This window comes from Sterolibacterium denitrificans (genome assembly GCF_900174485.1).
Classification (GTDB): domain Bacteria; phylum Pseudomonadota; class Gammaproteobacteria; order Burkholderiales; family Rhodocyclaceae; genus Sterolibacterium; species Sterolibacterium denitrificans.
The window spans coordinates 1-9,820 of record NZ_LT837804.1 but is presented as its reverse complement, the minus strand read 5'-3'; the positions used below and the strand labels follow the sequence as shown (position 1 = coordinate 9,820).

Sequence of the window (9,820 nt, the reverse complement as noted above, 5' to 3'; positions counted from 1 at the left end):
GGAAGATCTACCTTTGACGCTTCCACGCCTCGCGGGCGATTTGCTCCAAGCGGTCGGCCTCGATCTTGGCGGCCTGGCCCTCGGCATCGAGCGCGGCACGCTCGGCGCTTTCCTGGGCATCAACGCACCGCAGGAACGCGGTCATGGGCTACTCCCTGAAACCGGACGGATTCAGCGAGCCGCGAGGCAGCAAGCGAATCTCGTCCAAGCTGTAAATGGACTGAATGCAACGCGGGTCGGACACGACCACGCGGCGGCCGTTGCGGTTCGTGCGGTACGTGATGGGCTTGTCATCGTGCGCCCAAACCGAATCGAACTCCGGCAAATTCACCTTTGTGACGACAATCACCCGGCCAAGCCGGTGAAGGTCATGGCGAAAGCGAACCTTGACGATCTGGCAGCGCGAACCGGGGACGATCTGCATGGCTTAACCCCGCGAACGCGCAAAGGGCAGGGCGAAGCCCGCCCGGTGGATGCCTAGCAGGCTGGTGGCCATGAAACCAAGCTGCTGCACCAGCAGGCCATAGCGGGCGATGCCGAAAGCAAAGCCGATCATGGCCAGGTTCGCGGCCAGGAACGCCAGCCAGCCATAGCGGGAAACCCGCGTGTGGGTGGCCAACAGGAACGCACCGAGAAGACCGGACAGGGAACCGGCCCATTCGAGGAAGTCAATCACGATGCACCTCCCTTGCCCTTCTTCTCGCCCGGCGCGGCCAGGCTGCGGATGGTGTCGTTCAGGTGTGCCACTTGAGTGCGCAGCGCCTCAAGCTCGCCTTGTGCGCGGGCCTGGTCTGCGCCCGCCGCCTTGGCTTCCTTGCGGCTGGCCGACAAGTCGGCCTCCAAGCCCTGCTTGCTCTTTTCCAGCTTGCCGATGACTTCCACGCTGCGCGCCTTCTGTTCCTTGAGCTGATCGGCCAGGCGCTCGGCGTCGGCCTTTGCCTTGGCGGCTTCTTCGATCTTCACCCGTTCGCGGGCGCTGGCCGCGTCCAGTTTCTCGGAGGCCTCGGCAAGTTGGCCGCGCAAGCGGTCGGCTTCGCCCTGGGCGGCCTGTAAGGCGGTGGTCTGCTCGGCAAGCTGCCGGGAAAAGTCGCCAGTCAAGCGGGCGACCTCGGCCGCGTGCTGGCTGCGGGCTGCGTCGGCCTCGGCATGAACGCGGGCAAGCTCGGCTTGCTGCGCTTCGATCTGCTTTTGCATCTGCTCGGCGGTGGCCGACAAAGCCGCCTCACGGGCGGCGGCGTCGGTGGCCGCCTGCTGCGCATCCTTGGCGGTCTGCGCCAGGCTGGCTTGCGCCGTTTCCAGCGCCGCCGCGTCGGTGTTCGCGTCTTCTTCCAGCCGCTCTACTTCGACCAGGGCTTCATCCAAGCGCCGCTTGGTGCCCTTAATTTCGGCGTCTGCCTTCTCGCGGATGGCGGCAATCTCTTTGCCTGCCTCGGCGGCTGCTGCCTGCCAGCACTGCGCGAAGGCGGCCTTCACGCTCTCCGGCATGTCGATCACGACAGGCACCGGCGCGGCCTTGCGCGCCTGTTGCCAAGCGTCGATGTGCTTCCCAAGGGTCGAGAAGCTGCCGCGCCCGAGAACCTCGCGCAACGTGGTTGCCGTGACCTCCTGGCCTTCGGCCGCCAGCTTGTCGGCGGCCTCGAAAACCTGTTCCTGCGTGTGTGCTGCGATGCGTCCCATGTCGAACCCCTTTCAGTTGGATGGTTGAACTGTCACGGTGGCCGGGTCGTATCCCGTGCCTTTGCTGATCTGCGCCCGCGCCTTGGTAAGCGCGGCGCGCTCTGTCTTTGCCATCAGCCAGAAAACCGGGCTGACAAGCTCGCCGGTGCGCCGCGCGCAGGCCGACACGGCGAAGCGCCGGGCCGGGGCGGCCGGTGCCGTCTTCTGCACACGGTAGCCGCTGCCGCCGCAGGCGAAGCAAACCCCGCCTCTGACGTTGGCGTGACGATCTACGCGGCCCGTGCCCGCGCAACGCGGGCACGCTACGCGGTATCCCTGGGCTGTCTGCTGGCTCATGTTTTCGCCTCCGCGAAATTACGTTATGGATTGACGCGCCGGGCGCTGGCCAGGCCGAAAAACCCGCCCTCGCCGATGACCTCGCCGCAGTAGTTCGCCAGGGCTTGAAGGTTCGGCCCGCCCTGGAACTCGCAATGCCACGTCCCGAGCAGCGAGAACCGGATGCGTTCGCGCGGCCGGTCGAAGTCCGCCCGGTGGTAGGTGCCCGGTGCCGGGCCGGTGAAAACGCTGCCGCTGACCTCGATGCGGTCGAAAACCCACGGCTTGATGCAGCGCTGATACGGGGTTGCGTTCTCGGCTCGAATCATGGCGGTGTCCTTTCATAAAGTAATTACGTTTTACGTTACGCTATCTTATCAAAAAATCCGGCCTTGTCAAGCGTTTTTGTTTGACAGTGGCGATGATGCAACGGCCGCGCCCGGTCGGCCGCCCGCTGGCTAGGCCGCCAGGTCGGCGGCGGCTCGGCCGGTGGCCAGCGCGAATAGGTCATCAGTCACGACTTGACCCTGGGCGAGAGGCCGCAAAACGCGGCCACGCCCGGCCCCTGCCGCACGTTCGCGCACGGCCGAAGGCGCACGGCTGGAAAATCGACCGCGTAGAACGGCCTACAGCGCGATTTTTCGACGTGGCCGGGGCATCGCCCTTGCCTGACCCTTGAAAACGCCTTGGCGGGCCGCTACGGCAGTTCTGGCCGTGTTGGCGAAGCCAGATGGGAGTTTGAAGCCCCTCCCTCCTTCTTGATGGCTGCGCCGAAGGCGCGGGAGAGGGGAGCCGCCGCCGAAGGCGGTGGGGAGAGGGCTTGCCCTCTCACAGGGGGGTCGAGTTCGAGCCGCGAAGCGGCTGACAGGGGGGCGGCACGCCCCCGCGAACTAGGGCGGTTGCGCATAACAGGCGGTGTTTCTGGCTTGGGCGGTGGTGCTCGACCTTCGTAGCCTCGCCCCGTAGGGGCCACGATTTGGGGTGAGCGCGCAGCGCGAGGGGCGTAAGCCCCTGGGGTGCCGGGCGGGAAGGGCCGCTTGCGGCCCTGGGCGAAGGCCCGCTTGCGGGCCGTAGGAGCCGGCGGGGCGAAGCCCCAAGAGGCGGCGGGCTTCTTTGGTTAAATAAAAGGTTAAAAAAACGGTTAGGGCCGCAAAACGTAGGGCGAAAACATACGAAAAATCAACGATTTAGGCGCTGTTTCGCCCGGTGGATAAAAGGTCATCTGTCACCGAAACCTAGGTCATCTGTCTGGATTTTCTAGGCCATCTGTCACGCGCTACAGGCCGAAGCAAGCCGAAACCTAGGTCATCTGTCACCAATCCAAGGCCATGTGTCACGGAATCGGGCTTGATCGGCAAGATAGGCGATCTTGACGCGGCAAGTTATCCACAAGCGCGGCAAGGTGTCGAGAAGGATTCTCAACAACCGCCAAAAATCGTGACAGATGGCCTTGGATTCTCTGAACTGCCCTAGGTCATCTGTCACCGCCCCTAGGTCATCTGTCACGTCAAAGGGCCTAATCTGTGGATAAGTCGGGCATCGAGCGCAGCGCGGAGGCCCGGCCAGGTCAAAGGGCTGGTGGCCACGGCTCGGCCGTGACACATGACCTAGGGCCAGAAAGCACCAAAGGGCGCTTTCGCGCCCCTGGTGGTGTTGCTCGGCCGACCTCGGCCTAGTCGTTGCCGACACGGATATTGTCATCGTCGGACAGGAAGGCAATCTTGGCGATCTGCGCCGCCTGCACCTCGGCGCAAGCCTTCTTGACGGTCTGCCGCCAGCTTGACGGGTTGGTGTCGTTGGAGCCGCATATATCGCGGAACTTGGCCAGCGCGAGCGGGAAGGGGTGCTTATGGCTCTCGATGTAGTCGGCCAAGCGGCGGGCCACGGGCGACAGGTCGCGGTATGTCTCCCATGCGTGACTGGTGAAGGTGTTGCCAGCGAACAGCACGATCAGATTGGGGTCAATCCACACGCGGTAATGCGTGGGCTTGCCGTTCTCGTCGTTGATCGCGGTGTAGTTCTGGATGAGCGATAACGCGCCGCTCTTGCCGTAAGCCTTCTTGTTGATGGCCAGCACTTCGTTGGCCTTCAAGCGGCTGATGCATTCGCGGGCCTTGTCGTAGTAGCGGCCATTCTTGTGCCATCCAACATCGGCCACCAGGTCTTTGATGGAGAACTCGAACGGCTCGCCAAGCGCAACTCGCTTGCCGTAGCTGAGGATTTGCAGCCACACGATTTCGTCGTCCTCGGCTCGTAGCTCGATGCCGGTGTAGAGGATGGAAACATGCTCGTTGTAGTGGAACAGTTTTTCGTGCATGAGCGTGCGGCGCGGCTCGCGCTTGTTGCGGGCCGTGAAGATGGACGAACGGGCGTAGTCGTTCGGGATGTGCCGCAGGCCTTCGCGGTCGCCGATGGTGTCAGGGAAGATCAAGTCAAGCTGAAACTGCGCGCTCGGCTTGATGCCCTTGCTGTTGAGATAGGCCGACCGCTGCATCTTGTCGATCTGCCCGGTGCCCTTGTCGTTGGCCAATACACCATCGGTAATGTCTGACGCTTTTTTCATGGCGGAAAAACTCCTTCTATCCTATAATTCCGCCTGTTAAGCGGGCCATTCTTGGTTTCGTTTACGTTGACTTTGAGGCCCGGCGTTTCACCACGTCGGGCTTTCTTTTTTGTGTCCGCATCGAGCGGCAAGCGGTCGGCCATGCGCCGTATGCGCTTGGCCGCCTCACGGTAGGCGGCCACCTGTGCGCCGCCGTCATCTTCGGGCCATTCCTCCATCAGCAGGAAGTCGCAAGCCGCATTGAAGGCAAAGGCCAGGTCGTCATTGCTCCATAGTTTCGGCGTGCGCGGCATGGTCTTACTCCTTGCGCTTCGTCCTGGGTGCGGCCGCCTTCTTGCTCTCGGGCTGCGGCGAAGCCTGGGCGATTTCGCCCCGGAACTTGGCAATCAAGTGGCTCGGGGCAATGAGCGTGACTTGCTCCCAACCGGGGGGCAGCAGCGCGCCCGCATTCGCGGCCACGCGCTGCGATTCGCGGTAGTCTTCCAGCTTCTTCCAAACGACACTGACCGCATCGCCTACGGCCTGCCTCGACCAGCCGAATTGATCGCCTATGGCCTGCAACGTCCGGCCCTCAACGAGGGCCAGGCGTGCGGCCTCGATGCGGTCATCCGAGATATTCAGCAGCGGCCGCACGGCCTCGAATTCGGCTGCGGTCATCCGCCTTTTTAAGCGCATCGGTGGTACTCCAAAACGAGAAGGGCGGGGCACTTGCCCCGCCTGGTGGTTGTCATCATTCCTTGAAGCTGCCGAAGACGTTCAGCAGGTTGTATTTCGCGTCGCTGTCGGCCCCGTGCAGAAAGGCAACAAGGGCAAACGCGCCGTCGCCATCACTGGAAAATTGGCCATTGCGAAAACCCTGGATGACGGCCCGGCCCACGTCCTTGACCGCCACGCCTGCATCGTAGAACGAGTGCAGCCAAGCATCGACGGCTTCGCGTTCCTCGGCGCTCAACACGTCCAAGACCGTCTTCGGGCTGCTGCCGAACTCGAAGATATTGACGTAGGCTTTGTTCAGCGCCTCGGCCGGGGCGAAGGCCACCGGGCGCGGTGCGCTCTCGGCGCTAGCCGCGCTGCCGTCCTCGGTCGAAGCCTCGCCGCCATCGGCTGCAAACGGGTCGGCCCCAGTCAGGCCGTTGTCGGCGCTGTCGTCGGATTTCTCGCCCGCGAAAACCGACACGGGGCCGGGTTCCTCCTGGCTGCGGTCTTTCGGCGTGGCCACCGGCCCGCCTGCGGCCTTCTTGTCGGCCTTGGGCTTCTTGCTCGGCTTGACCTTTTCCTTGGCGGCCTGGGCCTTCTCGCGGGCGTTGCTCTTGCCGCGCGTGGCCTTGAGGTCTTCGACCAATTCCTTGGCGGCCTCGGGGTCGGCCTTCTCGATGGTCTTTACCGTGTTGATGACTTCCACATCGGCGCTGACGTTCTCGGCCACCAGCCGCTTGGCCTGCTCGGGCAGGTTCAGCAGCGACAGCACCTTGGAAAGCCAGGAACGGCTTTTCTGGTGCTTCTCAAGCACGGCCTCCACGCTGCCCAAGCGGTCAAGGTCGCGCTGGATCTTCTTGGCTTCCTCGATCTGCGTCAGGTTCTTGCGGTGGATGTTCTCGGCAAACTGCAAGTCTTCGGCTTCCTCGTCCGTCAGTTCGCGGGCCTTGGCGCGAAGCTGCGCCAGGCCCTTGACGCGTGCCGCGCGATAGCGGCGCTCGCCCGCCACCAGCCGGTAAGGCTTTGGGTGGCCAGCGGGCATGATGCGCAGGAAGATGGCTTGAATCTGGTACTTGGCCAGGCTCTCGCCAAGGCCGATCAAGTCTTGCTCGTCATCCTCCATCTGCTCGCGTACCTGATCGACAATTTCAATGTCGTCCAGATTCACCATGAATTCGGGGTCATCGCTCTGTCCAAACAGGGCGTCAATGCCAGCGCCCAACACATCGGCGACACCGGCGAAAGCGTTTTCAGCAGGCTTCACGGTTTCAGTTCCCTTCTGGTCTTTGGTCTTGGTCTTGGGGGTCTTGGCGGCGCTCATTTGCCCATTCTCCCAAGGACGGATTCGCAGGCCGCGCGCCATTCCTGGGCGGCCTTCAAATGGCCGTCGCCTTTCGTGGCCACCCACACGGGGCGGCGCTTGGCAATGGCCTTGCGCACCGGCGCACGCTCGGGCAGAACTTCCGGCAGGATGGCCGCGCCATAGCGTTCGCGCAGGGCCGCCAGCGCCTGGCGTTCCTCGGTGCTGCGGTTGTTGGTCTTCATGGGCAGGATGCCGACATGCCGCAGGCGGGGATTGAAACCCTGGGTGCGGACAACATGAATGGTCTGCATGAGGTCGGCCACGCCCGCGAGTTCGTAGAGGCCCACGGAAACCGGGGTCACGACGAAATCGGACGCGGCCAGCGAAGCCATCAGGCGCACGCCAAGCAGCGGCGGCGTGTCGATCAGGCAAAGGTCGAAGTCCTCGGCGAAGCGGCGCAGCGCCACGCCAGGGCGGCGGATGACCTGGTTCTCTGCCTTGTCGATGGCCAGCAAGCCATTGTCGGCGCGGATGATCGCCAGCTTGTCGGCGATGGCCTCCGGCCGGGCTTCGCTCGATTCGGCATCAAACAGCTTCGATGCCAGCAGGCCAGGCGCTGCCCCGGCGCTGGCCGGGAAGGTCAGGGACAAGCTGCCTTGCTTGTCCATATCGACCACCAGCACGCGCAAGCCAGCTTCCAGCGCGGCATAGGCCAAATGCACGGTAAGCGTGCTTTTACCGACGCCTCCCTTCTGGTTCGCTACAGCCAAGATTTTCATGCTCATGTCCTTTCGGGTTCGTTTCGTTGACTTTTGAAATGTGCTTTTGTTATGGCCTCTATTCTATGGGCTTCCCGGTCTATTGTCAAGCGTTTTTGCTTGTCAATTCTTCGGCCAGGCGCGCAGCATCGGCGGCACCAAGAAAGACGGTCATCAGCGGCCCCACGGTCTTGAACGTGCCGTTCGCAAAGCACACGTCGAACTCGTTGCCGTGGGTGTTCGGGTCGATGCCCTCGACCAGCCGCCAGGCTTCCAAGCCCATGCGGCCGGCTTCCTCGTTGTAGAAGTAGGCCCATGCGTCGCCGTTCATGTCACTGCGGGCCAGGTCGGCCGCCAGGACGGCCACCCGGCCGGTTTTCGGGCAGACGTAGCCCGGTGCCTTCGGTTGATGGAACTTGGCCATGATGCGCGCTCCTGTGTTATCGGGCTTTCGCCTGCTGGATGATCTGTTGCGTGACGGCCTCGGCCGCCGCGCCGTGCCAATAGGGCGTGCCCACGCTGCACGCGCAGCGCAGGCCCTCGGCAGTCTCATAGAACACGTTGCCACGCTCGATGCGAACGGTGCCAAGGGGAACCCCAAGGCGGGCCGCGATCACGGCCAGCGTGCGGGTTTCGACGGTCTGCGTAGGGGATTGCATGGCTGTTCCTGTTGAGGTTGGCCCCGGCCAGGCCGGGGCGGTGGGTGTCAGAACGGAATGTCGTCGCCTTCGTCGGCTGCGGGCGGCGGCACGTCGCCCTTGGGTGCATTCGGCACGTCCTTGCCGTCCTTCTTGCCAAGCATCTGCATTTCGCGTCCCACGATTTCCGTGGTGTAGCGGTCGATGCCGTCCTTGTCCGTCCATTTGCGGGTGCGCAGCTTGCCCTCGACGTAGATTTGCGAACCTTTCTTGAGGTACTGGCCGACGACTTCGGCCAGGCCCTTGAAGAACACCACGCGATGCCATTCCGTCTTTTCCTTGCGCTCGCCGGTGGCCTTGTCTTTCCACGTGTCGGTCGTGGCCAGGCTGACGGTGGCGGTAGGCGTGCCGTCCGGCATGTAGCGCACGTCCGGGTCGGTGCCCAGGTTGCCGATGAGGGTCGTTTTATTGAGAGAGGCCATAGTTTGAAGCTCCTTTTGCTTACGTTGAGGGGTGCCCCGTTTCCCACGGGGCCAGGGTCTTGCGATCAGGTCAGGCGGTCGGCTCGGCCTTGTCCAGCGCCTCGCGCACGCACTTGGCGGCCCACAAACCGGCGTTGTTCAACTGGCGAACCCATGCGCCACGGCTCGGCGACCACTTGAAGGCGTTGCGCTTCAACACGGCACGGGTGGCCTCGTCGGGCTTGCCGGGGAACACGAACATGACGCGGTTTTCCTCGGTGTCTTCGCGGTAGGTGTAGCCGTCGCCTTCCTTCTCCACGTCTTCACGCTGGCCGCGCTTTTCCAGTTCGGCGATACGGCCCTTGATGCGGCGGGCGTTCGCGTTGTTGTTGCTCAAGGCGTAGGACGGGAAACCGACACGGCCGCAGAAGTCGGGCTTGACTGCCTCGGCGGCCTGCGCCTCGGTGAAGCCAAGGGCCACCAGCGCGGCGGCCTGGTCTTCGGGGGTCTTGTGGGCGCGGATGGCCTTGTTCGCGGCCTTCATGCGTTCCTGCGATGCCTCGACGTGCGCCAGTTCGGCGCGCAGCTTCTGAATGGCCTCGGGGTCGTCACTGGAAATGCCGCCCGTGCCGACACTCGCCGCCTTGCTGGCGTAGTGGCTGGCCTTGTCTTGCAGCGCAAAGGCTTTGCCGTAGGTGTCATGGATGCGGTTGCGGAAATTGCGGTCGCGCTGTTCGCTGTGATGACCGATCAAGATGGGCTGACCGAAGGGGATGGACTGGCCCATGCTGCGGGCGCGGTCGTAGGTGCTTGCGCTCTCGGCGCTGGCCTTCGCGGCGCGTTCTTCAAAACGGGCCTTGCGGGCGGCTTGCTTGGCTTCGTAGCTGTTCATGGTCTTGGTTCCTTACGTTGACTAAAGGCTGTTATTTGCAGGTGATTCGTTTCGATCACCATGACTAAAGTATAGATTTATGCCTGCCTTTTGTCAAGCGTTTTTGCTTGTCATCGTATCGAATAAATAACTATAACGACAGCGCAATATATAGCATTTTGCTATGACGTGTTGAACATCTTGACGGCCTGGCGCTCTTTCATTGCCAAGCGGGCTTGCCGCGCCAACGAGCGCGGCGGGGGTTGGTTGTTCGGGGAGGATTGGGGGTCAAGGGTCGGAATCCCGGCATGGTGCGGCCCGCAGCGAAGCGAGGACACGGGCCGGGATGGAGAGGGCGAAGCCCGGCCCTTGATGCCCAAGCCGTGGGGCAACGCCCCTAACGCTCCCTGGCATAGCCGGGGGATGTAGGCCAAAGGCCGTTAAGCATCCCCCGGCGACGCCCAGCGGCGAGCGACGGTTTTCATGGTTTCCCGTTTTCGCGGACGCGAAAACATGCCCGCCTCGGCGGGCCTGCATT

At 63.2% G+C, this 9,820-nt stretch carries 16 protein-coding genes; 1 reads left to right on the top strand and 15 read right to left on the bottom strand.

The window, feature by feature from the left end; all coding sequences use genetic code 11:
* Nucleotides 1-7: 7 nt before the first annotated feature.
* Genes SDENCHOL_RS13640 through SDENCHOL_RS13615 form a run of 6 tightly spaced genes read right to left on the bottom strand, consistent with a single transcriptional unit; the run spans nt 8 to nt 2,321 of the window.
* On the bottom strand, nt 8-145 hold the full coding sequence (locus tag SDENCHOL_RS13640) for a hypothetical protein (protein ID WP_154717471.1): 138 nt from the start codon (nt 143-145) through the stop codon (nt 8-10).
* 3 nt (nt 146-148) lie between these two features.
* On the bottom strand, nt 149-424 hold the full coding sequence (locus tag SDENCHOL_RS13635) for a hypothetical protein (RefSeq protein ID WP_154717470.1): 276 nt from the start codon (nt 422-424) through the stop codon (nt 149-151).
* A gap of 3 nt (nt 425-427) precedes the next feature.
* Nucleotides 428-676: a hypothetical protein gene (locus tag SDENCHOL_RS13630; RefSeq protein WP_154717469.1), complete on the bottom strand. Its 249-nt coding sequence runs from the start codon at nt 674-676 to the stop codon at nt 428-430.
* Nucleotides 673-1,677, bottom strand: a complete 1,005-nt coding sequence (locus SDENCHOL_RS13625; RefSeq protein ID WP_154717468.1) for a DNA-binding protein — start codon at nt 1,675-1,677, stop codon at nt 673-675. Before SDENCHOL_RS13625 ends, SDENCHOL_RS13630 begins: the two co-directional genes overlap by 4 nt.
* Nucleotides 1,678-1,689: 12 nt before the next feature.
* Nucleotides 1,690-2,013, bottom strand: a complete 324-nt coding sequence (locus tag SDENCHOL_RS13620) for a hypothetical protein (protein WP_154717467.1) — start codon at nt 2,011-2,013, stop codon at nt 1,690-1,692.
* 23 nt (nt 2,014-2,036) lie between these two features.
* Nucleotides 2,037-2,321 carry a hypothetical protein gene (locus tag SDENCHOL_RS13615; protein WP_154717466.1) on the bottom strand — a complete coding sequence of 95 codons (285 nt, stop codon included), beginning with the start codon at nt 2,319-2,321 and terminating at the stop codon, nt 2,037-2,039.
* A 1,018-nt stretch (nt 2,322-3,339) separates the two neighbouring features.
* Here SDENCHOL_RS13615 and SDENCHOL_RS14670 point away from each other — a divergent pair.
* Nucleotides 3,340-3,465, top strand: coding sequence for a hypothetical protein (locus tag SDENCHOL_RS14670; protein ID WP_269458649.1), 126 nt, complete (start codon nt 3,340-3,342; stop codon nt 3,463-3,465).
* A gap of 199 nt (nt 3,466-3,664) precedes the next feature.
* Here SDENCHOL_RS14670 and trfA read toward each other — a convergent pair whose 3' ends face one another.
* The 9 genes from trfA to SDENCHOL_RS13570 form a co-directional block, all read right to left on the bottom strand.
* Entirely contained in the window at nt 3,665-4,555 is an 891-nt protein-coding gene (gene trfA, locus SDENCHOL_RS13610) for a plasmid replication initiator TrfA (RefSeq protein WP_154717465.1), read from the bottom strand.
* Entirely contained in the window at nt 4,552-4,848 is a 297-nt protein-coding gene (locus SDENCHOL_RS13605; protein WP_154717464.1) for a hypothetical protein, read from the bottom strand. Before SDENCHOL_RS13605 ends, trfA begins: the two co-directional genes overlap by 4 nt.
* A gap of 4 nt (nt 4,849-4,852) precedes the next feature.
* A complete protein-coding gene (locus SDENCHOL_RS13600) occupies nt 4,853-5,212 on the bottom strand; it encodes a TrfB-related DNA-binding protein (protein WP_231913050.1) in 360 nt (119 codons plus the stop codon).
* A 73-nt stretch (nt 5,213-5,285) separates the two neighbouring features.
* Complete coding sequence (locus tag SDENCHOL_RS13595) at nt 5,286-6,572, bottom strand: ParB/RepB/Spo0J family partition protein (RefSeq protein ID WP_154717462.1); 1,287 nt, start codon at nt 6,570-6,572, stop codon at nt 5,286-5,288.
* Complete coding sequence (locus tag SDENCHOL_RS13590; protein WP_154717461.1) at nt 6,569-7,333, bottom strand: ParA family protein; 765 nt, start codon at nt 7,331-7,333, stop codon at nt 6,569-6,571. The genes SDENCHOL_RS13595 and SDENCHOL_RS13590 overlap by 4 nt, the downstream gene beginning before the upstream one ends.
* A gap of 85 nt (nt 7,334-7,418) precedes the next feature.
* Nucleotides 7,419-7,736: a DUF2761 domain-containing protein gene (locus tag SDENCHOL_RS13585; RefSeq protein ID WP_154717460.1), complete on the bottom strand. Its 318-nt coding sequence runs from the start codon at nt 7,734-7,736 to the stop codon at nt 7,419-7,421.
* A 16-nt stretch (nt 7,737-7,752) separates the two neighbouring features.
* Nucleotides 7,753-7,971 carry a hypothetical protein gene (locus tag SDENCHOL_RS13580; protein ID WP_154717459.1) on the bottom strand — a complete coding sequence of 73 codons (219 nt, stop codon included), beginning with the start codon at nt 7,969-7,971 and terminating at the stop codon, nt 7,753-7,755.
* A gap of 47 nt (nt 7,972-8,018) precedes the next feature.
* Nucleotides 8,019-8,432, bottom strand: a complete 414-nt coding sequence (gene ssb, locus SDENCHOL_RS13575; protein ID WP_154717458.1) for a single-stranded DNA-binding protein — start codon at nt 8,430-8,432, stop codon at nt 8,019-8,021.
* A 70-nt stretch (nt 8,433-8,502) separates the two neighbouring features.
* A complete protein-coding gene (locus tag SDENCHOL_RS13570) occupies nt 8,503-9,303 on the bottom strand; it encodes a DUF3560 domain-containing protein (RefSeq protein WP_154717457.1) in 801 nt (266 codons plus the stop codon).
* Nucleotides 9,304-9,820 lie beyond the last annotated feature (517 nt).